The 26,473-nt window shown below is 43.1% G+C and carries 30 protein-coding genes; 14 read left to right on the plus strand and 16 right to left on the minus strand.

The features are described from left to right. Positions 1-12 precede the first annotated feature (12 nt). Positions 13-2,820 (minus strand): DNA polymerase I, encoded by a 2,808-nt coding sequence (gene polA, locus IRJ18_RS19625; protein ID WP_194107984.1) that lies wholly within the window; start codon positions 2,818-2,820, stop codon positions 13-15. Positions 2,821-3,047: 227 nt separating this feature from the next. On the opposite strand from polA, the gene IRJ18_RS19630 reads away from it, so the two are divergent. Beyond that, positions 3,048-3,908: a hypothetical protein gene (locus IRJ18_RS19630; RefSeq protein ID WP_194107985.1), complete on the plus strand. Its 861-nt coding sequence runs from the start codon at positions 3,048-3,050 to the stop codon at positions 3,906-3,908. A 32-nt stretch (positions 3,909-3,940) separates the two neighbouring features. On the opposite strand, the gene IRJ18_RS19635 is transcribed toward IRJ18_RS19630, so the two are convergent. Genes IRJ18_RS19635 through IRJ18_RS19650 form a run of 4 tightly spaced genes read right to left on the minus strand, consistent with a single transcriptional unit; the run spans position 3,941 to position 5,871 of the window. Then, positions 3,941-4,468, minus strand: coding sequence for a hypothetical protein (locus IRJ18_RS19635; protein ID WP_194107986.1), 528 nt, complete (start codon positions 4,466-4,468; stop codon positions 3,941-3,943). Positions 4,469-4,479: 11 nt separating this feature from the next. Beyond that, the gene (locus IRJ18_RS19640; RefSeq protein ID WP_194107987.1) at positions 4,480-5,061 is read right to left on the minus strand and encodes a DNA-3-methyladenine glycosylase I; all 582 of its coding nucleotides are present in this window, start codon (positions 5,059-5,061) and stop codon (positions 4,480-4,482) included. A 24-nt stretch (positions 5,062-5,085) separates the two neighbouring features. Further along, positions 5,086-5,448: a four helix bundle protein gene (locus tag IRJ18_RS19645; RefSeq protein ID WP_194107988.1), complete on the minus strand. Its 363-nt coding sequence runs from the start codon at positions 5,446-5,448 to the stop codon at positions 5,086-5,088. Between the two features lie 45 nt (positions 5,449-5,493). Continuing rightward, on the minus strand, positions 5,494-5,871 hold the full coding sequence (locus IRJ18_RS19650) for a VOC family protein (RefSeq protein WP_194107989.1): 378 nt from the start codon (positions 5,869-5,871) through the stop codon (positions 5,494-5,496). A gap of 166 nt (positions 5,872-6,037) precedes the next feature. On the opposite strand from IRJ18_RS19650, the gene IRJ18_RS19655 reads away from it, so the two are divergent. The 5 genes from IRJ18_RS19655 (at position 6,038) to IRJ18_RS19675 (ending at position 9,410) form a co-directional block, all read left to right on the plus strand. Continuing rightward, complete coding sequence (locus tag IRJ18_RS19655) at positions 6,038-6,379, plus strand: carboxymuconolactone decarboxylase family protein (protein WP_173417083.1); 342 nt, start codon at positions 6,038-6,040, stop codon at positions 6,377-6,379. A gap of 14 nt (positions 6,380-6,393) precedes the next feature. Beyond that, positions 6,394-7,185: an SDR family oxidoreductase gene (locus IRJ18_RS19660; protein WP_194107990.1), complete on the plus strand. Its 792-nt coding sequence runs from the start codon at positions 6,394-6,396 to the stop codon at positions 7,183-7,185. Next, positions 7,172-7,531 carry a VOC family protein gene (locus tag IRJ18_RS19665; protein WP_194107991.1) on the plus strand — a complete coding sequence of 120 codons (360 nt, stop codon included), beginning with the start codon at positions 7,172-7,174 and terminating at the stop codon, positions 7,529-7,531. The genes IRJ18_RS19660 and IRJ18_RS19665 overlap by 14 nt, the downstream gene beginning before the upstream one ends. Before the next feature lie 71 nt (positions 7,532-7,602). Further along, positions 7,603-8,856, plus strand: a complete 1,254-nt coding sequence (locus IRJ18_RS19670; RefSeq protein WP_194107992.1) for an outer membrane beta-barrel protein — start codon at positions 7,603-7,605, stop codon at positions 8,854-8,856. A 23-nt stretch (positions 8,857-8,879) separates the two neighbouring features. Beyond that, complete coding sequence (locus tag IRJ18_RS19675; RefSeq protein WP_194107993.1) at positions 8,880-9,410, plus strand: STM3941 family protein; 531 nt, start codon at positions 8,880-8,882, stop codon at positions 9,408-9,410. 102 nt (positions 9,411-9,512) lie between these two features. Here the strand turns inward: IRJ18_RS19675 and IRJ18_RS19680 are convergent, their stop codons facing one another. From IRJ18_RS19680 to IRJ18_RS19690, 3 genes are all read right to left on the minus strand, one after another. Beyond that, on the minus strand, positions 9,513-9,845 hold the full coding sequence (locus IRJ18_RS19680; protein ID WP_194107994.1) for an MGMT family protein: 333 nt from the start codon (positions 9,843-9,845) through the stop codon (positions 9,513-9,515). A gap of 6 nt (positions 9,846-9,851) precedes the next feature. Continuing rightward, the gene (gene trmB / locus IRJ18_RS19685; protein WP_194107995.1) at positions 9,852-10,502 is read right to left on the minus strand and encodes a tRNA (guanosine(46)-N7)-methyltransferase TrmB; all 651 of its coding nucleotides are present in this window, start codon (positions 10,500-10,502) and stop codon (positions 9,852-9,854) included. Between the two features lie 757 nt (positions 10,503-11,259). Next, on the minus strand, positions 11,260-11,913 hold the full coding sequence (locus IRJ18_RS19690; RefSeq protein ID WP_194107996.1) for an MBL fold metallo-hydrolase: 654 nt from the start codon (positions 11,911-11,913) through the stop codon (positions 11,260-11,262). Positions 11,914-12,095: 182 nt separating this feature from the next. Here IRJ18_RS19690 and IRJ18_RS19695 point away from each other — a divergent pair, with 182 nt between their 5' ends. The 3 genes from IRJ18_RS19695 to IRJ18_RS19705 all read left to right on the plus strand — a co-directional run bounded on the left by IRJ18_RS19695 (position 12,096) and on the right by IRJ18_RS19705 (position 16,223). Beyond that, a complete protein-coding gene (locus tag IRJ18_RS19695; protein WP_194107997.1) occupies positions 12,096-12,989 on the plus strand; it encodes a LysR substrate-binding domain-containing protein in 894 nt (297 codons plus the stop codon). A 550-nt stretch (positions 12,990-13,539) separates the two neighbouring features. After that, the gene (locus tag IRJ18_RS19700) at positions 13,540-14,964 is read left to right on the plus strand and encodes a glycogen synthase (protein ID WP_194107998.1); all 1,425 of its coding nucleotides are present in this window, start codon (positions 13,540-13,542) and stop codon (positions 14,962-14,964) included. Then, positions 14,961-16,223, plus strand: a complete 1,263-nt coding sequence (locus IRJ18_RS19705) for a glucose-1-phosphate adenylyltransferase (RefSeq protein ID WP_194107999.1) — start codon at positions 14,961-14,963, stop codon at positions 16,221-16,223. The genes IRJ18_RS19700 and IRJ18_RS19705 overlap by 4 nt, the downstream gene beginning before the upstream one ends. Before the next feature lie 83 nt (positions 16,224-16,306). Here IRJ18_RS19705 and IRJ18_RS19710 read toward each other — a convergent pair whose 3' ends face one another. Beyond that, positions 16,307-17,536, minus strand: a complete 1,230-nt coding sequence (locus tag IRJ18_RS19710) for a M16 family metallopeptidase (RefSeq protein ID WP_194108294.1) — start codon at positions 17,534-17,536, stop codon at positions 16,307-16,309. Positions 17,537-17,612: 76 nt separating this feature from the next. Between IRJ18_RS19710 and hpt the strand changes: the two genes are divergently transcribed. Beyond that, positions 17,613-18,149 carry a hypoxanthine phosphoribosyltransferase gene (hpt, locus tag IRJ18_RS19715; RefSeq protein ID WP_194108000.1) on the plus strand — a complete coding sequence of 179 codons (537 nt, stop codon included), beginning with the start codon at positions 17,613-17,615 and terminating at the stop codon, positions 18,147-18,149. A gap of 293 nt (positions 18,150-18,442) precedes the next feature. Further along, complete coding sequence (locus tag IRJ18_RS19720) at positions 18,443-19,216, plus strand: slipin family protein (protein ID WP_194108001.1); 774 nt, start codon at positions 18,443-18,445, stop codon at positions 19,214-19,216. Between the two features lie 16 nt (positions 19,217-19,232). Here the strand turns inward: IRJ18_RS19720 and IRJ18_RS19725 are convergent, their stop codons facing one another. The 4 genes from IRJ18_RS19725 to IRJ18_RS19740 all read right to left on the minus strand — a co-directional run bounded on the left by IRJ18_RS19725 (position 19,233) and on the right by IRJ18_RS19740 (position 22,116). Then, positions 19,233-20,246 carry a tetratricopeptide repeat protein gene (locus tag IRJ18_RS19725; protein WP_194108002.1) on the minus strand — a complete coding sequence of 338 codons (1,014 nt, stop codon included), beginning with the start codon at positions 20,244-20,246 and terminating at the stop codon, positions 19,233-19,235. Positions 20,247-20,389: 143 nt separating this feature from the next. Continuing rightward, positions 20,390-21,121 (minus strand): ferritin-like domain-containing protein, encoded by a 732-nt coding sequence (locus IRJ18_RS19730; protein WP_194108003.1) that lies wholly within the window; start codon positions 21,119-21,121, stop codon positions 20,390-20,392. Positions 21,122-21,172: 51 nt separating this feature from the next. After that, entirely contained in the window at positions 21,173-21,478 is a 306-nt protein-coding gene (locus IRJ18_RS19735) for a winged helix-turn-helix domain-containing protein (protein WP_317174109.1), read from the minus strand. Continuing rightward, entirely contained in the window at positions 21,475-22,116 is a 642-nt protein-coding gene (locus tag IRJ18_RS19740; protein ID WP_194108004.1) for a hypothetical protein, read from the minus strand. Before IRJ18_RS19740 ends, IRJ18_RS19735 begins: the two co-directional genes overlap by 4 nt. 149 nt (positions 22,117-22,265) lie before the next feature. On the opposite strand from IRJ18_RS19740, the gene IRJ18_RS19745 reads away from it, so the two are divergent. Then, a complete protein-coding gene (locus IRJ18_RS19745) occupies positions 22,266-22,517 on the plus strand; it encodes a hypothetical protein (protein ID WP_194108005.1) in 252 nt (83 codons plus the stop codon). 62 nt (positions 22,518-22,579) lie between these two features. Here IRJ18_RS19745 and recO read toward each other — a convergent pair whose 3' ends face one another. Together recO and IRJ18_RS19755 are read right to left on the minus strand one after the other, a co-directional pair. Further along, the gene (gene recO, locus IRJ18_RS19750) at positions 22,580-23,305 is read right to left on the minus strand and encodes a DNA repair protein RecO (RefSeq protein ID WP_194108006.1); all 726 of its coding nucleotides are present in this window, start codon (positions 23,303-23,305) and stop codon (positions 22,580-22,582) included. Next, positions 23,295-23,660: a diacylglycerol kinase family protein gene (locus tag IRJ18_RS19755; RefSeq protein ID WP_194108007.1), complete on the minus strand. Its 366-nt coding sequence runs from the start codon at positions 23,658-23,660 to the stop codon at positions 23,295-23,297. The genes recO and IRJ18_RS19755 overlap by 11 nt, the downstream gene beginning before the upstream one ends. Before the next feature lie 173 nt (positions 23,661-23,833). On the opposite strand from IRJ18_RS19755, the gene IRJ18_RS19760 reads away from it, so the two are divergent. Both IRJ18_RS19760 and IRJ18_RS19765 read left to right on the plus strand, forming a co-directional pair. Continuing rightward, positions 23,834-25,246, plus strand: coding sequence for a sigma-54-dependent transcriptional regulator (locus IRJ18_RS19760; RefSeq protein WP_194108008.1), 1,413 nt, complete (start codon positions 23,834-23,836; stop codon positions 25,244-25,246). 4 nt (positions 25,247-25,250) lie between these two features. Then, positions 25,251-25,460 (plus strand): histidine kinase, encoded by a 210-nt coding sequence (locus IRJ18_RS19765; RefSeq protein WP_194108009.1) that lies wholly within the window; start codon positions 25,251-25,253, stop codon positions 25,458-25,460. 53 nt (positions 25,461-25,513) lie between these two features. Here the strand turns inward: IRJ18_RS19765 and IRJ18_RS19770 are convergent, their stop codons facing one another. Continuing rightward, positions 25,514-26,434: an alpha/beta hydrolase gene (locus IRJ18_RS19770; RefSeq protein ID WP_194108010.1), complete on the minus strand. Its 921-nt coding sequence runs from the start codon at positions 26,432-26,434 to the stop codon at positions 25,514-25,516. Positions 26,435-26,473: the final 39 nt, after the last annotated feature.

The following is a 26,473-nucleotide window of genomic DNA, read 5'->3' on the forward strand; positions in this document are numbered from 1 at the left end:
GCAAAGCACCAATTAGTGCGCTTCTAACCAGTTTAAACCCGTGCCTATCTCTACCATAATCGGTACTTCGGTTTTAATGGCATTTTTCATGTGATGCTCTATTATTGGCTTTATTTTGTCCACTTCGTTGTGCGGCACATCAAAAACCAACTCGTCATGCACCTGCATGGTCATGCGGGCGGCCATGTTTTGGGCTTTCAGTTCGCGGTGAATGTTGATCATGGCTATCTTTATCATATCAGCCGCCGAGCCTTGTATAGGCGCGTTAATGGCATTTCGTTCGGCAAAGCCGCGCACAGTTTGGTTGGCCGAGTTAATATCGCGCAGGTAACGGCGGCGGCCCATCAGCGTACATACATAGCCATTCTCGCGGGCAAAGTTCATGGTATCGGCCATGTAATTTTTAATGCCGGGAAACTGGATAAAGTATTGTTCAATTATTTCGGCGGCTTCTTTACGCGGGATACCCAGGCTTTGCGATAAACCAAAAGCAGACTGCCCATATATAATACCAAAGTTTACCGCTTTAGCATTGCGGCGCATAGTGCCATCTACCTGGTCAAGCGCTACGCCGTATACATTGGCAGCCGTTGCAGTGTGGATGTCCAGGTTTTGGGTAAAGGCGGCACGCATGTTCTCGTCCTTGCTTATCTCGGCAATAATGCGCAGTTCTATTTGCGAATAATCCGCCGATACCAGGATATGGTTCTCATCCCGCGGGATAAAAGCCTTGCGCACTTCCCGGCCGCGTTCGGTACGGATAGGGATGTTTTGAAGGTTGGGGTTATTAGAGCTTAGCCGCCCGGTTGCCGCCACCGCCTGGTTGTAGGAAGTATGCACCCGCCCGGTTTTTTTATTGATCATTAGCGGCAACGCATCTACATAAGTAGATTTTAGCTTTTGCAGCTGGCGGAAATCCAGAATATCACGTACAATATCGCTTTTGTTGGCAAGGGCCAGCAGCACATCCTCGCCGGTTTGATATTGGCCGGTTTTGGTTTTTTTGGCTTTAGGGTCAAGCATTAATTTCTCAAACAACACCTCGCCCAATTGTTTTGGTGATGCGATATTGAAACGCACGCCGGCTTTGTCGTAAACTGTTTTTTCAAGTTTAATAATGTCCCCTTCTAATTCTTTCGAGAAGTCCCTCAGCGCACCCTCATCAATGCGCACGCCCTCATATTCCATATCGGCCAGCACATATATTAAAGGGTGCTCAATCTCGTGGATCAATTTTTCGGCTTCCGCTTCTTTTATTTTGCTTTCAAACACGGTTTTCAGTTGCAGGGTAATGTCCGCATCTTCGGCAGCATATTCTTTTATCTTTTCGGGGTCTACATCGCGCATACTTCCCTGGTTTTTACCCTTGGGGCCAATCAGTTCGGTAATGGAAACAGGCTTATACCCCAGGTAGTTTTCGGCCAGGATATCCATATTATGGCGGGTATCAGGGTCTATAACATAATGGGCCATCATGGTATCAAACAGCTTGCCTTTCACCTCAACATTGTACCATTTCAGTATCATAATGTCGTACTTGATGTTTTGTCCCGTTTTGGCGATATCGGGGTTTTCAAGTACAGCCTTAAATTCGTTAACTACGCTTTGGCAATCTTCCTTCACAGCTGAAACCGGGACATACCAGCCCTGACCGGGCTTTATCGCGAACGAAAGGCCCACCAGCTCGCAATTGTTAGCATCGGTGCCGGTAGTTTCGGTATCAAAACAAATATGTGTTTGCTGACTTAGTAAGGCTACCAGTTCGGCGCGTTTTTCGGGCGTATCGGCCAAATGGTATTCATGTTCAACATTAGTGATGTTTTTGGCGGCATGGGTTGGGCTTTCGGCAATATCGGTTATTTCTACCTGCATGGTAGTGCGCCCTTCGGCAACCGGCGCGCCAAACATATCAATCTGTGTACCGGCTGCACGGGTTTCAATAATGCTGAAGTCATCTCCAAACACACGGCGACCCAAGGTGCGGAACTCCAGTTCGGCAAATAGGGGTTCTAACAACTCCTTGCTTGGGGCGCACATTTCAAGTCCGGCTTCGTCCAGTTCAACCGGGACGTTCAGGTTAATGGTCGCCAGTTTTTTCGACAGGAGCCCCTGTTCGGCAAATTGTTCTACATTCTCACGTTGTTTGCCTTTTAATTCATGGCTGTTGGCAATAATGTTCTCCATCGAGCCATATTGCTTTATCAATGCTTTCGCGGTTTTTTCACCAATGCCGGGGATGCCGGGGATGTTATCTACCGCATCGCCCCAAAGGCCCAGTATATCTATTACCTGTTCTACTTTCTCAACCTCCCATTTGGCCAGCACTTCCTTAACCCCTAATATTTCCATATCATTACCCATACGGGCCGGTTTATATATGAAAATATTATCGGATACCAACTGGGCAAAATCCTTATCAGGCGTCATACAGTAAACCTGGTAGCCTTTCTGCTCGGCTTTTTTGGCCAGGGTGCCGATGATATCGTCGGCTTCATAACCGTCGGATGTAATCAGTGGGATATTAAAACCCAGTACCACTTTAAATATATAAGGCAGGGCTTTGCTCAGGTCTTCGGGCATAGCCTCGCGGTGGGCCTTGTAAGCCTCAAAATCGGTATGGCGTTCGGTTGGCGCGTCAGTGTCAAAAACAACAGCCATATGGGTTGGTTTCTCCTTCTTCAACACATCCAGCAATGTATTGGTAAAACCCATAACGGCCGATGTATTTAACCCGCCCGATGTAAAACGCGGAGTTTTACTTAAAGCAAAATGTGCCCGGTATATAAGGGCCATACCATCCAGCAAAAACAATTTTTTCATAACCCGGTATTTGATGTTTTTTCAATAATGAAGCAAAGCTAATACACGGCGATGGAGAAGAGCCGGTCGCCAGGGGTTCTCCCCCGGCTCGTGATCCTGCCATCCGTTTTATTAAGCCCGCGAGCCATTACTGCAATTATAAAGCAAAGATTTGTTAAAAATATAAGTTTATCAATGTACTATTTGCTTAGTTGAAGATTTATACTAATCTTCATGGAATTAATTTTATGAAGACTGCGAAACTATTGATCCTGATTGTGCTTTTGGCAGGTGTTGTTAAAGCACAACGCCCTGTAACTAAACCAAAGCAAACCCCTGCAAAATCTGCTACAACCACCGTTGAGGCACCGCCCACCGGCCTGCCTACCGATGAGCTTTTTGAACACTACGTATTAAAACATGCGGACGGCCCCGCGCCTGAAGGTTATGGTATGAGCCCGAATATGCTGATCCCGGTAGGCGCATATGTGGAGGACCTGGCCAATCAAACCAAAATTACCGCCCAGCTGAACCGGTTTCTGAAAACCTATTTATGGGCCGATGGGTCGCCTTTGATATATGCGGGCCGTACAAGCAAAATGATAAACGGTGTTAACGTGGATATTTTTTTACTAACCAAAACAGGCGGTAAGGATACGGTTACACTATACACAGACCTATATAAAATGGCACCGGTTTATCCACCAAAAGGCTTTAAGTTTTTAACCAAAGAACAGCTTGCCACCGAGTTTGCGCCTGTACTGGCACAGCTAAAAGCTTACTATGCCATGCCTGATAGGTATGCCAACCCGGCCGCGGTATCCGCCAGCTTTCAGTTGCTTAGCTTCATGCAATCGTACGTAGGGCTCGATTACCTGATGGATAAAGATTATATTGGCCAGCTGCTTAACGATGTTGGTGTTGATTTTGACCTGAAAGCCTTTTTAGTACGGTCTTTCATTTTTCACCGGTTGGAATATGAAGTAACCGGACAACCCAATGCCAAAATTAAAGCCTATAACGCTATGGTTGATGATTACCAGGTGGCCATTAAAGCCCATGATATTATGCTGAAGGGCACCCTGGCTTCTTATATGGTGAAAAAGTAATACGTCCGTTATCTGTTTAGAGTAGGCGTGTTTTACTGTTCGGGTGTAAATTGTGGTGGTGTTTGTTTGGGCAGGGATATTTTACCCTTTACTTCAGGATATAGTTTGTAAAGCGCTTCATCGCTCATACTGCCAGAGTTTACAAAATACCAGTTGGCGCCATTATCGGTACTGACAGCCAATAGGGTTGATTGCGCGGTATAAACCCCTTTTGGTGTCATGTTATTTGCGGGTACAGCCATAGCAACCGTTTCAGGAACGGCGCAAAACCGTTTGTTGCCTGCTTGCAAAACTGGTCCGGGGTTACCTGCCGTCGCGCTCCTGATGGTCATACCGCTTTTTTTAAGCTGCGCAAACATGTTGGTCACAACTTTTAGCATCGCATCGGGACCGCCGGCTTTTTTTACGGTTTCGGGGTCGGTATGGGCTATCACTGTTTTAAAATCGCCTTTCACAGTGGCCGTAGCCATTTGCTGGGCAAGCGCTTTAATTTTAGCCTGCTGGGCAAACAGGTTGGTGCCGGCAAGTAATAGCAATAAAATAACAAGTGTCCGTTTCATGGGTGTAATATCTATCTAAAATCGCAATCTTCCAAATGGTCGTTCACCATGCCGGTGGCCTGCATGTGGGCATAGCAAATAGTGGTGCCAAAAAATTTGAACCCGCGTTTTTTCATATCCTTACTTATCGCGTCGGAGATATCGGTGCTGGCCGGTATGCCGCCCGGCTTAGGTTTGTTATCAATTGGTTTACCATCAGGCATAAAGGTATACAGGTATTTATCAAACGACCCAAACTCTTTCTGCACGGTAATAAACAACCGGGCATTATTAATAGCCGCCAATATTTTTAACCGGTTGCGGATAATGCCTTCATCCTGCATCAGGCGTTCTACATCCTGCTCATCAAAAGCGGCCACCTTTTTCACATCAAAATTGGCAAAGGCTTTACGGTAGCCATCGCGCCGGCGCAGAATGGTGATCCAGCTCAGCCCCGCTTGTGCCGATTCCAGCACCAGGAATTCGAACAGGGTTTTATCATCATGCACGGGCTTGCCCCATTCTTCGTCGTGGTACTTCATGTACAATGGGTCTGTACCACACCAGGCGCAGCGTTTTAAGTCTGAAGTCTGAAGTCTTGAGTCTGAAGTCATATAATAGGTAATTAAGTCTAAAGTCTATTTAAATTTATCGGGATTGTTAATCATATAAATTAACAAATAAGACACTTCTTCACTTTTCTTGTTTAAGTCTTCAAAGATTTCTTTAGAAATATATTTACATGCCAAAGATGCATCTAACCATGCCTGTGTTTCGCCGTTTTCCATATCGGCATCAGTTAATTTACTTATAAAGTGATTGGGATATCTCCGCTTTTTATACCCCTCTGCAATGCATGCAAAAACCGACCGTGACGATCTCCTGATTTGGTCAATTAAGCTATACGTTTCTTCTTTCGGAAACTTTTTAGTCAATTCAAAAATTTCCATGGATAAATTAAACGCCTTTTTGTAAGCAATTAATTCTCTAAAAGTTCCCATTTTAATTGATTTTGGACTTCAGACTAATGACTTGAAACTTAAGACTTATTCATGTTCAGCGAATGTCAAAACATATCCATTATTATCTTTTATAGAAAACTCCGTTGCCCCATAAAAAGTAGTTTCAAGCCCTTTTAGTACAGTTACTTTACTTTGTATCTCATTAAAGAACGCTTTGATGTTTTTCAGGTTAATATAAAGCAATAACGAGCCGCCATTTTTTCGCGATATTTCGGGCAGGTCATCGGCCAGGCTTTCAAAGGTTTGGAACATCATGGTTACGCTGCCGTTATTCATCATCACCCACACCAAATCATCGCCCTCCTCGGGTACCGACATGGTTTTTGTAAAGCCCAGTAGCTGGTAGAAAGCAATAGTGGCTTTCATATCGTTTGTAAAAATGTTGGGTGATATTGTTTCCATAAAGTATAATTGTTGAAGGATGAATTATTGATTTAGAATTGCTAATATTTTTCGCAATTTAGTTATTAATAAGAAATTCCAATAATTTTTAACGAAAATTGTAACAGGCTATGATCTCGAAGTCCGGATATCCGGTTTCGGATTCAAAGCCTTTAATAAAATACTTATGGGAGAACTAATAGATAACTTCGAGAGCTACCGCACCCGCATGAACGACCGTATAATGGAAACGGCCAATACCAATATTAAACGCTTCTTTGCGCTGGATACTACTACTTATGCGGATGGCGCGCTGGATGTGAAGACCAAAGAGATGCTGGGCCTGGTAGCATCCATGGTGCTGCGTTGCGACGATTGTATTAAATATCACCTGGGTAAGTGCCACGAGGCCGGCGTTAATCACGATGAAATGAACGAGGTGTTTATGATAGCGAACCTGGTAGGCGGATCGATTGTGATACCGCACTATCGCCGGGCGGTGGAGTATTGGGATGAGTTGAATTCCTAATTTGTGGATGCGAGATGAAAATTCCTGGTAATATTTTAATAACCGGCGGCACCGGCACCCTTGGCCGGGAAATAATTAAACAATTAAGTTATCCCGGGCAGCAAATAACGGTTATCACTACCCAGGAAGATCCAGGCTTGCCTAAAGAAGTAAACATAGTTAAGGGCGACCTGTCCCATAGCCAAAGTATACAGGATGCCGTGACTAATGCAGATATAGTTATACACTGCGCCAGCAACCCTCTTAATGCACAGATAGTTGATATAGATGGCACATGGAACTTGTTAGCATCTATCAATAAAGAGAAGCTTAAACATTTTATTTATATCTCCATAGCCGGGATAGACAAAAGTGATTTCCCTTATTATAAGGTGAAGTATAATGTTGAGCAATTAGTTGCGGAGGCCAATGTTCCTTTCACCATTTTACGGGCCACACAATTTTACGAGTTTGTATTAAACCGGATGATAAAACCGTATGATACGGGCAAAAGCCTTACAATCCCGGCGGGACTTAAATTTCAGGCTATTGATATAAGCGAAGTGGCCGGCAAAATAGCCGGCTTAATGGAAAGCACCCCTAAAAACGAAACAATCACTATTGGCGGTCCCGCGGTACAAACTATAGAAGAAATGGCACAAGCATACCTGGACGTGCAAAACCGAAAGGACGAATTAAAAACGGAACAGCTATCGGGAGCGCGTTTTGATATGCTTAGATCGGGCATAAACGTGTGTCCGGAAAACGCCTTTGGCACAAAGACCTGGCAGCAATTTTTAAATAAACACGCTAATGATCTCCTTTAAACAAATCGACCATATTCACATTTGTGTGCCGCAGGAGCGGCTGGAGGAAGCACGCAGTTTTTATGCCGATGTTATTGGCTTAATGGAAAAGCCCCGCCCCGACGTTTTTGGGCGACCGGGACATTGGTTTGATATAGGTGGGATCGAATTGCACATTGGTGTAGAAACGCCATTGCCACGCACCATCCGTCATAGCGCTTTTGAGGTAACTGATGTAAAAGCGGCCAAAGCTTACCTGGAAAGTAAAGGGGTAGAAATTATATGGGAACCTGTCATCCCCGGCAGGGAGCGGTTTGCTTTTATTGATCCGTTTGGGAACCGCATGGAGTTGTTGCAGTTTGTTTAAATTAAGTTTTTTTTGATTACGATATTCAATATCTTGGTGCAATAAATTTTATCACAATTAAAACCACCAAATTGAAAAACTATTTTAAACTGCCTTGCTTAGCAGTTTTTGCTATCCCATTTACTTTAAAAGCACAAACAAACTTTAAGCCCGGTTATATAATTAACCTTAAAGGCGATACCCTAAAAGGCTTTGTTGACTACCGCGAGTGGGAAAGAAATCCCGCATCTGTTAACTTTAGAACAACCGTTAATAGTGCTACAGAAAAATATACTGTTGAAAACTCCCAGGGGTTTGCGTTAACAGGATACGAATATTATGAGCGTTTCACTGTACGGATAAGTCAGCAAACAGTTGATGTAACCCGGGCCTCCACCGAGGCTATGGATAGTGCTTCAGTTGTAAATACCGTGTTTTTGAAATTGCTTACCCGGGGTGATAAGATAAGCCTTTACAGTTACAGCGATGAGATAAAGACCCGGTTTTATATAAAAGAAAAGAGTGGCGTCCCGCAGGAACTGGTGTACAAGTTGTTTTTTAACGAGAGCGGAAGTTTACAAACCGTGAACAGGTACCGGGTTCAGTTGCAATATCTTGTTCAAAAAAACAATATTGATGATGCTGGGCTCTCTCAACAAATCCTGAAAGCCGAATATAACGAACACGACCTGTTAAGCATCGCAAAAAAAATAAACGGCGATAAGGGTCATTCTTTTACGCCTAAAAGCAATGGGGGAAAGCAATTTTTTGTTGGCACAGGGGTTAACTACAGCACATTTAAATTTACGGGAAGCAGCGCCCTATTCCCCGGCATGACCGAAAATAGCATACTGCCGCAAATAAGCGCGGGGTTGGATTTGTTTTTTAATAACAATACACGTGTGGTTTATTTTAGGGCCGAAGTATCATTGTCGGGTAATTCATTTAGTTATCCGCCAACGCCTATAGCTACTGGCTCATCAACGCCCGCAACGGCCACTTTAAAAATCAATCAATATACCTTTAGCGTAACCCCACAGTTTATATATAACTTTTACTCACAGGATAACTTTAAAATATTTATTGGTGGCGGCGCCCGCTTTAACATATCAAAATATAATAACTCCAATTTTGTTATAACATACGGCACCTCAAGTTCAAGTACCCAAAATTACCCCGAGTTTCGGTCGATGGGGGTATCTATACCACTTAAAGCAGGGGTAACCATAAATAATAAACTGGAATTTAATGCTGGTTATACTTTTCCGTTATCAATTGTTAAGGCTCCGTATCTCAGCAGTTTAGCAATATGTGGCTTGGGGGTTAACTTTTTGTTTGGCAAATAATATCTTTATATATTACTGTTAATATGGAACCCGTCATCATCCCCATCAGCAAGCGTAAAATAACCCTGCTATTTTTTGGCTCGGTATTGTTTGTGGTTTTTGGCATTTACTTTTTAATGGAGCCGGGAAAGTTTGTTAGTCCTATAATGCAAAACAAGCCTTTCATTTTTATTGTAGGGGCTGCAGCTGTAGTATTCTTTGGCATATGCGCCGTATTTGCCTTCACTAAGTTTTTTGATAAACGGCCCGGGCTTATTATTGATGAGAATGGCATCACCGATAATTCATCGGGGGTAAGCGGGGGACTGATCGGCTGGGAAGAAATAACGGGCATCAGCACCGCCCAGGTACATAACCAGCGCTTTATATTATTAATGGTTAACGACCCCGAAAAACGAATTGAGGCCGAGCCGGGCAGCTTTAAAAAACGGATGATGAAGATTAACTATCGCATGTATAATACGCCGGTATGTATAAGTGCCAACGGCCTTCAATGCAATTTTGATGAATTGTATAGGCTGATTAGCGATGGGTATAAGCAACATCGTTTTTGATGTGCAAATATGAAAATGTGCAAATATGCAGATGAGGGTTTGTAATTTATTGTATGATTCCTAATTCGCACATCTGCATATACGCATATCTGCACATTAAAATCACAGCGCCAACTCAATTGACGGGTCCCAGTAAAGCTCTTTAAAGTTTACTACTTTATCATCCGCTACTTTTACCCCTTCGCCAGCCAGTAATTCCTCCATGGTATTGCCGCCAAAATGGAATTTACCGGTAAGCAGCCCCTGGCGGTTTACTACCCTGTGGGCGGGTACCTGCGGGTGTACTTTGCCAGCATCGTTCATAGCATAACCTACCATGCGGGACGACCCTTTGGTGCCCAGGTAAGCCGCAATTGCACCATATGATGTTACCCGCCCTTTGGGGATAAGGCGGACTACCTGGTATACCTGGTCATAAAAATCTGCGCGGTCCATGGCTTGTTATTCAAATGAGAATTTAAGATAGTTAATGTTTTTGTTATCCTGCAAATACTTTTTCTCGTAATAGGTTTTTATGGACAATACCTCATCGGCATATGGCGAGTGGTACAGGTCTTCCGTGCGGATGTGTAGCTTAAGTTTCAATTCATCAATCTTTTCGGCGGTATATGCGTGCAGGCCGTCGTTGTCGGTTTTCAGGTTTACAAAACCACCCGGTTTAAGCAGCACTTTGTACATAGCTAAAAAACGCGGTGATGTAAGGCGTTTTTTTTCTCGACTTAGCTGCGGCTGAGGATCGGGAAAGGTGATCCAGATTTCGTCAACTTCACCCGGTGCAAAATAATCCAGCAGGTTTTCAATCTGGATACGCAGGAACCCGACATTGTTTATGCCATCTTCCAGCGCGGTTTTTGCGCCCCGCCAAATACGGTTGCCTTTATAATCGACACCAATAAAGTTTTTGCCTGGGAACAAGCGCGCCAGATTAACAGTGTATTCGCCTTTGCCGCAGGCCAGTTCTAACACCACCGGGTTATTGTTTTTAAAAAACTCGTTGGCCCAGTTTCCTTTAAAAGGTTTGCCGGCATCCATCTGCACTACATTTTTAAAAGTGTCCACTTCGGCAAAGCGCCTTAACTTGTCTTTTCCCACGCGTAAAAAATTTAGCTGCAAAGGTAAGGTTTATGTTAAAACAGGAAAAAGGTTAGGGATAATTTTGAATAGCGGGAATTTTAGACGTTTTTGAACACTTATTAATGTTACTGACATTGGTAGGGGCAGTAGCATTTCCCTGTTGCAGAGCAAGCCTACATACCGTGCTAAAGCAACGCCTCTAATAAAAGCAATAGCCCATGAAAAGGCAGGTTACACCAAACGTTCCGATGGAACGTAATAAATCTCGGTTCGCATTGCTACCAACCAATCGTTCCCATGGAACGGTTCATATTTTTATCCGTGGGGATGTTTGGCGAACGAAATCAATGCTTGTTCACCTTGTAGCCAACCAACCCCTCCTATGAAACGGTTATTATTTTCATCCCGTAGGAATGATTGGTGGAACGTAATAAATGCTGGCTCACATTGCTGCCAACCAATCGTTCCGATGGAATGTTCATATTTTCATCCCGTAGGGATGTTTAGTGGGTAGAAATAAGGAGAATTTATTACGTTCCATCGGAACGTTTGGTAATTGACCAATATGCCTTTTAGTGGGCTATACCTCACAAGTGTTCGGAAGAAATCCAAATTCCCCTCTTGAGAGGGGGCGGGAGGGAATTGTGGTGGCAGGAGAGTGTCATTTATGTTTAGAAGGACATACCCCTGCACCCCTCTCAAGAGGGGAATCGCGCAACCCCACGCCTTTCTAATCTTCCGAACATCTGTTGGCTATACCTTAATAATGTTTGCCTCAAACTTCAACCGACGCGCCAATCTCCGACATATGGTTATGAAACACCACTCCCAGCTTTTCAAAGTGCCTGTTGTAGTTTTCGTACCGTTGTTTTAAAAAGAATGGTTTTGCAAAGCCATCGTGAACAGGGAGTACCTGTTTAGGGCGTATTTTATCAGCAAAGGAGGCTACAATAAGTTCGGTAGTGAACGGTGCCATAACAGGCAATATCAATAACTCAATACCGGCATAGGCCAACAGTTTATCGTCGAAGGAATCTACCGGGTGAAGCACTTGGCCATCAATAACCATAGCTACCATCTCTGGCAGCGGGTTATCCAAAATGCCTTCATGTTTAACGGGGATCAATTCCAACGTAAAGGGGCCGATGGTATTGGGTATGGGCTCACTTTTTACGGCAATCTTTTGCAACTCATCGCTTACTTGCTTAACGGTATAAACTTTAGCCCCGCTGAGTTCAATAATTTTGACCAGGTTCTCTTTATCCAGGTGATCGGCATGGATATGGGTGATGATAACAGCATCAACATCGTTAAATTCATCGGCTTCAATAAATCCTTCGGCAAAAGAGAATGTACCGGGATCTACCAATAATTTAAACCCGTTCTTTTCAAACACAAGGCACGAGTGCAGGTATTTTGTAATTTTCATAGCGTTGTTTTTATAAATAACCCATATAATGTTTTTTGTGTTCCATTTTAGTTATTTATATCAAAATATTATTCGTTTTATTTCAAAAAGCAACCTTTTTATATAGCCCTGCGTATTAAAGTGTAGTTGCATTATAACTTTATCTTATAATGCGTGTTATATTTGTAACAGCTAACTAAAGTATGATATCCTTCGCCCACCGTGTTTTTATGGAAGTTGCCGCTAATATGAGTTTCTCAAAAGCGGCGCAGGTATTATTTGTTACACAACCGGCTATCAGCAAGCATATAAAGGGGCTGGAAGACCAATATAAGGTAGCCTTTTTTGAACGCAAAGGGAATAGCATCCTGCTAACCGAACCAGGTAAAAAGCTGAACGAGTATCTTTTACAGGCTACAGAGATTGAACGCAAAATAGAATACGATCTTTCGATACTTAGTAACCTTAGTAACGCGGCCGGCCATTTGCGTTTGGGGGCCAGCACTACCATTGCATTATACATTTTACCATCCATTTTATCGGGTTTCCAAAAAGAATATACTAATGTAGACGTGCAGCTGGTGAACCGTAATTCGGAATACATACTGAATGCTTTACTTAACCACGAGGTTGATATTGGTATTATAGAGGTAGATAATAAACTGACTACGGTTAGCTATAAGCCTTTTATGAGCGATGAAGTGATCCCTGTATGTTCGGCTAAAAGTCCGCTGGCAGGTAAATCGCTTACCTTAAAACAATTGGTTAAAACGCCGGTGGCCTTGCGCGAGCGTGGATCGGGCACATTGAATGCCTTGTTGAAAGCGTTATCGGTGCACCATGTTAAACCCGCCGACCTTTCGGTAAAAATACGGCTTGGTGGTACCGAAGCATTAAAAAACTTCCTGCTGGCCGATCAATGCCTGGGCTTTATGCCGCGGCCATCCATAGTGCGCCAGCTGGCCGAAGGCGATTTGGTTGAAGTCCCCGTTGAAGGATTAAAGATCACCCGCGATTTCTTTTTTATCCGCCGCAAAGGCACTGAAGATTATGGCCTGACCAGTAATTTTATCAGTCATGCGCTGAAGTATGTGTAGATCTGAAATTATAGCCGCAAAAGGAACGCGGGTTAGGATTTGTTTGACAGCAAACGTTTTATTCTTGAGTGGACATTACAAAGTTACCCATCCCTCAAATGCTTAATGGTGGCATAAGCGTGTCATTGATTTTAGTTTTTGGCAACCAGCTGATAAGCAGGTGTTTAAACCTAAAAATCGCTAAAAATGCGAAAGTCTGTCTAAAAGTGAGAAACTCCGGGTAAAAAACCAGGATAAGGTCTAAAACCGGCAAAGTTTACAAGGGGTGTTTTAATCCGATTAACGCCCCCGAAATGGACGCAAAACTTTGTAAAACCGGTAAGATAGTGGTGTCGCGATACTGTCAGCGTTTTTATCAATAGTTTTTTGTAAACAAATACTAAATCTGCAAAATCAGTAACATCCCTTTTCCCTGAAAAAATTTCAATATCAGTACACCAAACCGGCTAAATTTTTACCATTAGCTAAACTATATTTTAAAAACCATAATAATTCCTGAGGGTTTCTCTTTTAGCAATCTTTGCTTAAATTGAGCCAATAAAACCTGTGAATGAAAATTTATCACCTCGCTGCCGAATGTTATCCTATTGCTAAAGTTGGCGGCCTTGCCGATGTTGTTGGGGCCTTGCCAAAATATCAGGTTAAAGCCGGTTTGCAGGCCGCTGTAGCGTTGCCTTTTTACAATCGTAAATTTGTAAAGGAAAACAAGTTTGATGTAGTTTTTAAAGCCTCGACCATGTTTGGGGGTAACCGTATGGAATTTGAGGTTTGGAAAGAAACTACCGATAAACTGGGTTTTGAACTATACCTTATTCATATTCCCGGCCTGCTCGACCGCAAAGAAATTTACAGTTATCCCGATGAGAACGAGCAGTTTATGGCCTATCAGCTGGCGTTTTTAGATTGGATCAACTGGTCGCAGCAATCGCCGGATATTATTCATTGCCACGATCATCATGCCGGCCTGGTTCCCTTTCTGTTGCAGCATTCGGCTATATATAGCCGTTTAAGTAATACACCTACGGTATTCACCATCCACAACGGGCAGTACCATGGGGCCTTTAGCTGGACCAAAATAAAGTACCTGCCCGAGATAGATATGCTGCATGCCGGTTTGCTGGATTGGGCCGGAGGGATTAATCCACTGGCTTCAGCTGTGCGTTGCTGCTCGGCTTATACCACCGTTTCACCCAGTTATATGGACGAACTCAGCTGGCAATCTAACGGCTTAGAACCGTTATTCCAGATGGAGCGCCATCGTGGTGTGGGGATTGTAAACGGCATAGATACGCAGGTTTGGGATCCGGCAACCGACCCGATGATAGCCGGGAACTTTACCATTAAAACCCTGGTTAAAGGCAAACAGAAAAATAAAGAAGCGCTGTGTAAACGTTTTGAACTTGACCATAAATTGCCGCTTATATCCTTTATAGGACGTTTGGTTGATGACAAGGGTGCCGACCTGTTAGCCGAGGCTATTAACCGGGCTATCAATGAACATCCCGGCAAGGTGAATTTCCTGGTGCTGGGTACCGGAGACCCGGCCATTGAACAATCTTTAATAGACTTAGCGCCGCATCAGCCTAATCAGTACCGTAGCTTTATTGGTTATAATGAGGAGCTTTCGCATCTTATTTACGCGGGTTCCGATTTTCTGCTAATGCCATCGCGGGTGGAACCATGCGGGTTAAACCAATTGTATGCACTGCGTTATGGCACCATACCTATGGTGCACCGTACGGGGGGATTGCGCGATACTGTAATTGATTTCGGCGATGAAGGCGGTTATGGCATTTGCTTCGATCAAACCAGTATCGACGACATTTGTTATTCAGTTAGCCGCGCGGTTGCCCTTTACCAGGATAGCGGCCACCTTAATTTATTGCGCACCCATGTAATGGAGCTGGATTTTTCATGGGACCGCTCGGCAAAACAGTATATCGACCTTTATGAACGCTTAATAAACAACATATGACAGATAAAGTAATCAGCATTGTACTTGGCGGTGGCCAGGGATCGCGCCTTTTCCCTTTAACGGCAACCCGGTCAAAACCCGCGGTTCCAATTGCAGGTAAGTATCGCCTGGTCGATATCCCTATTTCCAACTGCTTACATTCTAACATATCGCGCATATTTGTATTAACGCAGTTCAACTCGGCGTCGCTTAATAAACACATTAAAAACACCTACCATTTCAGCAGTTTCAGTACTGCTTTTGTTGATATTCTGGCAGCCGAACAAACCCCTACCAGCGGCGGTTGGTTCCAGGGTACGGCCGATGCCGTTAGGCAAAGCCTACACCACCTGTCTGTGCACGAATTTGAGTATGTACTGATCCTATCGGGCGACCAGCTATACCAAATGGATTTTGACGAAATGATCAATAAGCATATTGCTGCCGGTGCCGATATTTCTATTGCCAGTATCCCAGTTCATGTAAATGATGTACCAGGCTTTGGCATCTTAAAAACAGACACCGATGGACGGATCACATCATTTGTTGAAAAACCTAAAAGCGGTTTCGATGCACTGGTATCAGAAGTAAGCGATGAAATGAAGGCCGAGGGACGTATTTACCTGGCTTCCATGGGCATTTATATCTTTAACCGCAAAGTGTTGTATAATTTGCTGCAGTCTAACGATCATACCGATTTTGGTAAAGAGATCATCCCGCAATCTATTAAAACCCATAAGGTGGTTAGCTATCAATACGAGGGATATTGGACAGATATTGGTACCATTCCATCTTTTTTTGATGCCAACCTGGGTTTAACAGATGAGATACCGGCCTTTAATTTATTTGGCAACCGGCCAATTTATACGCGCGCGCGCATGCTGCCGCCGTCAAAAATATCGGGCACGCATTTAGAAAGGGCCATTATATCCGAGGGCTGTATTATTAACGCCAGCCATATCACCCACTCTCTGGTGGGGATACGTACCCGCATTGGCTTTGACACCACGATAGAAAGCTGTTATATTATGGGTAGCGATAATTATCAGACACTTGAACAAATTGCCACCTCGAAAGCTAATAACGAACCGATTATGGGTATTGGCGACCGCTGCCAGATAAAAAATGCCATTATCGATAAAAACTGCCATATAGGTAACGATGTAATTATTAATTGCGGCGAGCCGCTACCCAACGGCGATTTCCCAACCCATACTGTTCAGGATGGGATTGTAGTTGTTAAAAAACGTGCGGTAATACCCAACGGAACTGTCATATAACTGGGTATCTGATAATATCTCTACTTTCAGGCTTACGGATTACAATCCGTAAGCCTGATTATTTTAAAGCCCTTCACTAGCAACTATTCATTGGGTTCAAATAACAAAGCTGATAAATTATTTACGTTAAATATCTCGTTGCTGATATCCAATAATTCTGTGGCGGTTACCGCGTTTATCTTGGCAAAAATTTCTTCCAGCGAATCAACCCGGTTAAAATCCATCAGGCTTTTGGCCATAGATAATATCAGGCTCATACGGTTCTCTTCAGCCAGGGCAATTTGCCCGATAAACTTTTGTTTAGCCTGGTGCAACTGCAATACCCCCAACTTATTATCACGAAGCTTTTTTAATTCTTTATGGGTAAGGCGAAGGGCCTTGTCGGCTTTCTCTGCATCGGTACCAAAATAAATATTAAAAATACCGGTATCGGTGAATGAAGTATAATTGGATTCGATGGTATAAGCTATCCCATGCTTTTCCCGTATCTCTAAATTTAACCGGCTGCTCATGCCCATGCCCCCCAATAAATTGTTTAACAAAAGCAAGCCGTATTTATGCGGACTGTTTGACGGATAGGCCCTGCTGCCAATAATACAATGTGTTTGCGAAATAGGCTTTTTCACAACTATTGTTTCGGCTTTTACGGGTACGGGTTTTACGCGCTGCTTTTGGCTGTCATTTAGTTTAACCCCTTCAAAATACTTGTTGAATAGTTTGATCAGGTTATTAAAATCATAATCTCCAAAAACGCCAAATACCATTTGCGCGGTGTTGTAATTACTGCTGATGAAGTTATCAATATCGGCCTTATTTAGCTTGTTTACCGATTCGGGCGTACCTAAAATATTATTACCAATAGGGTGCCCTTTGTATAATATACCTTCAAAATCATCCTGTATCGCCTCCTCGGGCTGGTCTAAGTACGATGCTATTTCATCTAAAATTACACCGCGCTCCTTCTGCAATTCAACTTCGGGGAACGTGGAATGGAATATCAGATCTTCAAACAGGTCCATAGCGCGGCCCAGGTGTTGCTTTAACAGCGAAGCGTGCAGGCAAGTATATTCTTTGGTAGTATAGGCATTCAAATCTGCCCCAACCAGTTCCAGGTGGTTTAATATTTGGTTAGTGCTGCGGCGTTCGGTCTCTTTAAACAGTAAATGCTCAATAAAATGCGCCAGTCCGTCTTTGCCCTCAGTTTCATCGCGGGCGCCGGCATTAACCATAAAACAACAATGCGTTATAGTTGATGGGTAATGTTTAAACAAAAGCCTGATGCCATTAGGCAGGGTATGTACCTGGTAGTCTATCATGTGGCTGTAAATATAATAGTTATCCGTATGATAATATTTTTTGGGTTATGGGATAAATTTTTAAATTAGTCGGATGAAAACGACGGTAGCCGATCTGGAATTTGAGAAACTGATAGACCAGAGTACAATTCAACAGCGTATAGCAGAGATAGCTGCGCACCTGAACACGGATTATGCTGAGCGTAGTCCAATTTTTATTGGCGTGTTGAATGGCAGCTTTCTTTTCATTGCCGATCTGATCAAACACATTAACGTTCCCTGCGAGGTTACCTTCACCAAACTGGCATCATACTATGGCGGTACGGCCACCAGCGGCAAAATACGCGAGGATATTGATTTGGTTGTAGATATTAAAGACCGCGACATTATAATTGTAGAAGACATTATTGATAGCGGAAACACCCTGAAATATCTTGTCGAGAAGCTATATCAGCGTAAACCAGCTTCTATTCGTGTATGTTCATTATTACTAAAGCCCGAGGCTATTGAGGTTTCTATAGAAGAATTAACCTATGTGGGCTTCCACATTAAAAATGAATTTGTGGTAGGCTATGGGCTCGACTACAAGGAACAAGGCCGTAACCTGCTGGATATTTACAGGAAGGTGTAAACCTTCAATAGCCACGTGTCATTTCGAACGAGGTACAAGGAGAAATCTTCTGCGATTTGTTACTTCACGTATAAAATTTCTCCCGCTGGTCGAAATGACAGTTTGATTATCTCCCCCCAACTGTGCTGGTACTGTGCTGATTTGTAAGAAATATTTGCACCATATTGTGCAATGTATCTACATTTACTCAACAATCGCGTACCGGTGAACCTTTCCCCGACGTCTAAAAATCCTCCCGGAACTTAACAGGCAGGCGATTAAAAACTAATCACACAAATAATCAAACACACATCATGACAACAGGATTAATTATTGCATTTATTGCATTGGTTTTATTGGTAATGGGGGTAAAAATTGCCCAGGAATATCAGCGCGCTATCGTTTTCCGTTTGGGGCGCTATCATGCTACAAAAGGGCCCGGGTTGTATTTCATCATTCCCTTTATCGACACCCAAATGAAAGTGGACATCCGTACCCGTACCGTTGACCTGGAACAACAGGAAACCATTACCAAAGATAGTGTTACTATAAAAGTTAACGCAGTGCTTTGGTTTAAGGTGATAAACCCCGAGGATGCTATTATTAAAGTGGCTAACTACAACCAGGCGGTGTATCAATTTTCGGTTACCGCGTTAAGGAATATTATTGGTCAGCATTTGCTGGACGAGGTTTTGCGCGAACGTGAGCAGATCAACGCCACCCTGCAAAAAATTGTCGATTCGGCCACCGAACCCTGGGGTATAAAAATTGAAATGGTGGAAATGAAGGACGTGGAAATACCTGAAAGCATGCAGCGTGCCATGGCCCGCGAAGCCGAAGCCATCCGCGAGAAACGTGCCCGTATTATTAAAGCCGAAGCAGAGCTGGACGCCTCAATAAAATTAACCCAGGGCGCTAAACAAATGGAAGGTAGCCCCATAGCCTTAGAGTTGCGCCGTATGCAGATGCTTTCGGAAATTGGTATCGATAATAACACTACTACGGTAATGCTTATCCCATCCGATTTTACAACTGCCGCTAAAAGCTTCACCGAAATGGTGAATTTGCAAAAGGGCAAAACTGAATAAAAGTACCTCAGCCGGGTTATTTATAATCCGGCTGGTTGTTTTTAAGCCAGCCATCAAGATCGCTCATTTGCTGGACGTTGGTTTTGGCCCATTTGGCGCTTTCGGGAGTGCTTAGACTAATCAACCGCGCGAATGCAGGCATATTTGGTGTTTGAGATAGTTTGTAAAAATCATCGGCTAATGCGTGCCAAAACTGGTATTTTTCCTGTGGTGTTGTACCTAAAGCTATAAAGATGGCGCTAAGCTGCGCTGAAAGCAGGTCGCCTGCGCTGGCGTACCTACGCCTGGAAAACGGCGCAATGGCTTTAGCAATGACCTGGTTTGGGGCATTCACACCTGCTTCAATAGCATGCGGTCGCACCTCACCTGGCTCGGGCTTTAACACACCGCCCTGCAGAATATGCTGCAGGTTACCATACGCCTCGGCACTACGTGCAGTGTTGGGTTCTAAAACTAAGAATTCGCATAAACCTAACAAGGCAGGCACCCGTTTATTTTGATGAAAGCATACCAACGCATAAAGGCGCATGCTGCTCGCCTGTTTCGGATCAATATTAATAGCTCCTATTGCCGCTTGTTCGGCTTCAGCATATTGGCGGTTGCGGAAATACGCCAGCCCTAAATTGTAGCGCAGGGGTTGATAAGCCGGGTTGGCTTTGATACCCGCCTGATAGCTTGCTATTGCCTTTTGTGGCTGATGCTGCTGATCGTAAATACTTCCGGCCAGATCGTACGCCCCGGTGATGAGGTTAGTTGATGCCGAAGTTGATTTAAATACTTTCTCTAAATACGGGATGCCATCCAACCCCTTACCCATGGCGTTAAGCGAGAAGGCCAATTGATAATTACCTGGGTCGTAATCAGGGTCGATAGCCAAGGCGGCTTTGTATTTTGCTATCGCGCCGGCATAATCTTTCTGGTTGTGTAACTCAATCCCCTCACGCACAAGCAATTTCGGATCACCGGTTTGGGCGAAGCAATAGTTAACGCATATTAAAAAAACGAAAAGTATTTTAGAGATAAGTTTCATGGATAATAAACGCTTAATGTGGCTTAGTGTTACATTTTAAAACTTCACTAAGGTAAATCTTAATCAGGATTCATACATCATAAACTCGATTTGTGGTCTAAACTAAGCGCAATTGCACCTAACTTTGTATAATGACCTATGATTTAAGCAAATTGAGCAATAGCGTTGCCGGTTATAGTTTCCAAAGTTTTTATGTATTTATAGCGCATCTTTTTTAAATACCCGCTAAACGTATTACCACCAGCTTTAAACAACTTGCTATGTGCAAACCAAACTACGCAGGCAGTAGCATAAAAGAAATACTTGTAAGCTTTTTTGCGCCAGACGCGCGAGAAAGCATTTTTATTACAATATACATTGGCCAAACGCTCGGTTTGGAAGGTAATGTGATGGGCTTCGTCAATCAATATATCAGTGCATATTTCTTTTAACAGGGTGCAGTTGGTGGCGTCTTTAAGCGCCTGGTAAAATATTTGTGCAGTACTTTCCACCACCAGTACAGTGAGCGTCAGCATTTCCATATTTGAATTTAAATGCCGTATGAACCTGAACATGTTATCGCCCAAATTATTTTTTATACGCGGCTTGCCGATAGCATCTAAGTAACGCCCCAGGTTATTGCCATGTTTCTGTTCCTCTTTAATAAACAGTTTTGTAGCTTCCAGGTAATCCGGATCATTAGTTCTGATAGCATGGCGTGCCGCCATATTTGTTAGTTGAACACCTTCCGATGTTTCACCCAATTGCCATATTTGTAAGGAGTATAATATGGTTGTTAATTCAGCTTGGGTTAACTGTGGTTTAGTTTCCCAGTTTATACGTTGCTGCCGGGCATTTGCCTTGAAATAGCCGATCCAGTAAGTGCTTGTTTTCATATTTTGGTTTTTAAAGTACTTTGAATTTCAAAGTTAATATGTAAAAAAAATTTAGCCTACTTTTTGATGTTTAATTAATTGCTCCAATGCATCCAGGTGTGCTTTAAAAGCTTGCTTGCCTTTTGTGGTTGCCTCATAATTAGTATTGGGTTTACGCCCTAAAAACGATTTGTTTACCAAAATATATTCCTCCTTCTCCAAACCCTTCAGGTGCGATGCCAGGTTACCGTCGGTTACGCCCAGCAGTTCTTTAAGCGCGTTAAAATCATACCGCTCGTTCACCACCAGTATACTCATAATTTGTAACCTTATACGGTTCTCAAAAGCCTTATCAAGTTTATCAAAAGGGATGCTCACTTGTCGTATTTTAAATACATAATGCTGCCATAAATAATGTGTAACACACCAAAGCCAATAGCCCAAAACAGCAAGCCATAGCCGGGATAAAGTGCAGCTATCAAACCTAATATAATTTCGTTAATACCAAGATATTGTACGCCTTTAAAAGTGTAATTACCCGCACCAACTAATGCCAGTCCGTAAAAAATAAGCGATGCCGGCGCAACAATACCGAAATAACCACGCAAAGCAAATAAAAACATTAATGCACCACCCGTTAATAATGGTACAAGCATATTAAACACCAGCGCCTTACTGCTGGCCCCCCAAAATGGTTGCCCCGTGCGCCTGGCTTTGCGCAAACTTAAAATAAAGCCTGTAGCTATTGATGATAGTAATACCACAATCGCTACAAAAAACAACTCGGCAAGGGTTACAATGTAATCGTTTATACTGCCCTCGTAAAAAAAACCGCGCACCGGCCGCTTTATATCAATGGGGTTTATATAAATAATACGATAAGCAATTGCTGCCCCAATTAAAGCGTAAACACCGGCTAATATGCCCGATAAGCCGCTAAGGGACAGGAATTTGGATGACCGCTCCATTAAACTCCGAATAGAGGCAAGGTCTTGCTGTACTTGATTTTCTTTCACGCAAAAGTACTTTGATGTTCAAAGTAATAGATAAGAAATTGCATTTCAAAATATTTTACGAAAATTATTGCTGTTATAAGAGGGACTATAAGTACTAAAACAACCGTGTGCCTGTTGTGTTATAAGGGTAAACAACGGAACAAAATATCATGGAAACTACTCAAAATACAGCGCCAACAAGCGGTAGCAACGGGCATTATGAATTTACCATCAACTATGCAGGCAGGGAATTAGATTGCATTGTTGATAAGGATGACGATATCTTAAACGTAAAGATGGAAAATATAGAAGCCAAGCTACAGGTGGAGCCAGATGGCACCGTACACCAGATAGGCGGCAACACACTTCCCGAATCCAATATTGAATTTATTAAAAAGGAAGTGCTTGGACACGAGGTATAGTTGTAGCCCACTTAAATCTATCTGCCCTATTCCCTCTCCTTTGGAGAGGACAGGGTGAGACCCTATCCTAACACCTCCTCCAATACCTCGTGCGAGCGGATATTGCCAAAACCTTCTATGTGCTGGGCGAAGTATTCCAGCATTTTACTTAGCAGGTAGCGGCGCTCATCATTCTTCAACACAAGCTGATCCATATTTTCAAAACCATATTTTAATAACTGGTAAAAGTTTTGTGTATGCGGCGGCGACAGATACTGCCAATTTTCAGGCTTATACTTTGTAAAAACGCCGTTTCTCATATCAAAGTAGTCGGCATCGGCGGCTTTGTTTTGATCGGGATAAAAACCGAGGTATCGGCTTAGTCTCAATAAAAATACCAGGTGAAAATTAGCCGGGTTATTTGTTTGCTGGTCCAGCAATTCAACCGAATGGAATAAAAACTGGAACAGATTTTCGTCAGGCGCCTGTTGCTTTACAGATTTATACAAAACCTCGTTCAAAAACATAATCAGACTGCTTTTAATTACATCATAAGGGATACTTTGTAAAACGGGCAGATTTTTTAGTTCCGCAATGCGCTGCACGGTCCCTGCGTTTTTATGATAAACCACCATATCCAGCAAATGCAGGGGCTGCAGCATATTGCGGTGTATTTTAGCCTTTGGTTTTTTGGCCCCGTTGACGATATAAGATTGCAGCCCAAACTTTTCGGTATATACCTGCACAACTACACTGCTTTCGCCGTAATCGGTTACCTTAAAAACAATGCCGCGGGTTTTATGCAGCATGGATAAGCGTTAAAATTTTAGGTAAAAAAATAATGGTCCCGGTAACCAGCGCAAAAATGGCGGTAACCAAAACTGCCCCGGCCGCAATATCCTTCACGTGTCCGGCTTTGGTATTAAACTCGGGCGATACCAGGTCAGTTAATACCTCTATTGAAGTGTTAAACAGTTCGGCCGCTAATACCAGGGCCATGCAGAATATGATCCAGATCCACTCAATAGCCGACACTTTTAGGGCGTAACCCAGCAAAGCTGCCGTAAGAGATGCTACCAGGTGCACGCGGAAATTCAGTTGTGTAGCTGTAGCATACCAAATACCCTTAAATGCATAGCCAAAGCCACGGATCAGTTTTTTCATTGCGTTAAAGATACGGACATTGTAATAAATGTTAAGGATAAAACAAATGGTAGCATAGGTGGGTAAAAATTTTCTCAACCAAGCTTATAAAATTGAAATGGACGAAATATTTTACCAAATTTGTAGTACCTTGACTTTTATTACTACATACCTTTGAAGTCTACTATACTGCTATGAAAAGAATACTCATTGTTGATGATGAAGTAAATGTTGGGCTATTGCTATCCAAATTTTTAACACGCAACAATTTTGATGTAACCACGGCCAACAACGGGGCAAGCGCCATGGAGCATCTAAAAAATGGTGAGTTTGACCTGGTGCTTTGCGATTTCAGGTTGGAGGATACCGATGGGCGGCAGATGCTGATCAACATCAAAAGCAGTTATCCAAAAACGGGAGTAATTATTATAACGGGCTATTCGGATATTAAAATGGCCGTTGAACTCATTAAAATGGGCGCGTATGATTATATCACCAAACCCCTGTACCCCGACGAAATTCTGAACACCATTACCAAAGCCATTGAAACCCGCCATGCCCTGTTAGAGGAAGAGCCGGTGGCGGCAGCTACGCCAAAGCCCGGCAAAAAACAAGTGCTTTCGGCCGAGTTTGTGGTGGGCACCAGTAAGGCTTCAAAAGAATTATTACGGCAGATTGAATTGGTTGCTCCAACTAATTACAGCGTAATTATTATGGGTGAAAGTGGTACCGGGAAAGAATCGGTGGCTAAAAGTATCCACCTGAACAGCCCGCGTCACGATAAGCCTTTTATAGCCATGGATTGCGGCTCGTTAACCAAGGAACTGGCCCAAAGCGAATTTTTTGGTCACGAAAAAGGCTCATTCACCGGGGCACTTTATACCAAGATCGGTCACTTTGAAATGGCTAACGGCGGGACTTTGTTTTTAGACGAAGTAGGTAATTTATCTTATGATATACAAGCCGCACTATTACGTACGGTACAAGAACGCAAAGTAAAACGGATAGGTAGTACGAAAGAGATTGATCTGGATGTGCGCATTATTGTTGCCACTAACGAAAACTTACAGGAGGGCATTCAGAAAGGCCGTTTCCGCGAAGACCTGTTTCATCGGTTTAACGAGTTTGGTATTTATTTACCGGCCCTTCGTGAACGTGGAAGCGATATCATGTTATTGTCGAACCATTTTTTAAAGATGGCCAACGATGAATTAGGGCGTAACGTCACTTCCTTTTCGCCCGAGGTTGAAGAATGCTTTTTAACCTATCGCTGGCCTGGAAATATCCGCGAATTAAAAAACGTGGTACGCCGGGCCGCTTTATTAACCGAAGGCGATGTTGTGCAAATGAAAGCCCTGCCACTGGAAATATCCATTAATGCCAAATATAGCTCGCCAGAACCAGCTACAAATCATTATAACGAACCGGCGCAATTAGCTAAAGAACCCAAGCACGATTTAAAAAACGCAGCCCTGGAAGCAGAATACGATACTATTTTAAAGGTACTGCGCGAGGTGAACTTTAATAAAACAAAAGCTGCCGAGATATTACAAATAGACCGTAAGACGTTATACAATAAAATGAAAGCCATTAACTTGGGCAAGTAGCATTATGGAGCCGGAAAAAAATGAAACGGTAAATATCGAAGTTATTCGCCAGCTAAGGCACGATATCCGCAACGAGCTTTCGGGTATGATATTATGTATTGAACAACTACGCTACGAATTAGCCAACGCCCCCGAAGACCAGCAGTACTACATGAAATCCATTAGTGAGGGGTGTATACACATTGATAAGTTTTTAGACGATATAGGGTCGTAGATAACTTAATAACATGTACCAGCGGCTATTGCTAATAAAGTACAGACCCAATTTTATTTCATTATTCCATACAAATAATCGGCCGTAAACTGCGCGGCTTCCAGCCACCGGCTTTGTGCTTTTGAGCCTTCAAAAAACGGATTGAAATGTTTTTGCAATTCGTGAGAATACCCTTTGTATACTTTAAGTGTATTAGGAATGTGTAGCGCATCGGCTTTGTTATGAATGTCGAGACTGCCATACAGCGACGAGTTTTTGTGGGTGATAGGTACTAAACCATCCTCGCTGCCATGTACGCTGATAATCGGTGTTTTGGCGTTGCTTAACCATCCCAGATCATAAATACTACCCCAATAATTTATTACGGCGTATATAGGCCGATGGGGCACCCCGCTGCTTTTAATTTCATCATCAGCAATATTAGCCAAACGGCCAAAGTCCTCATTTTTACTATAAGCGGCATTAAGGGCTATAAAGCCCCCGGCGGAATTACCCCCAAGAATAATTTTATCAGGATCAATATGGTACTTCGCTGCATTTGTGCGAAAATATGCTACCGCAAGCTTTGCATCCTGCGTAGCATAAAATGAGCCCTTTAGCAAATCATCAAAATGAAACAATGGGTTTGCCTTACTTAAACGATAATTGATAGAAGCACACACATAACCACGCCGGGCAAAGGTTTGGCTCCAAAGCTTTACGCCCTTAGCTGTTTTGGAGCCAAATTTAAAGCCACCTCCATGCATCCAAATGATTAACGGGCGGGAACTTGCATCATCGCCCTTGGGTTGATACAGATCGAACAGGTATGATTTTTTTTGATCCTTGGATGCCTGGGAGTTGTAACTGAGATCCTTCTCAAGGAGAATATCGTTAAAAACAATATCCTTATATCTTTTGCCCGGCTGGCTTTGCGCTATAACATTTTGCATTACCAGCAAAGCAGAAAAAATTAGTATTTGCCGTTTTATCATACCTGATATACGTTACAAATAGTTGGACGGGTTGTTTGC

The organism is Mucilaginibacter boryungensis (assembly GCF_015221995.1).
Classification (GTDB): Bacteria; Bacteroidota; Bacteroidia; order Sphingobacteriales; family Sphingobacteriaceae; genus Mucilaginibacter; species Mucilaginibacter boryungensis.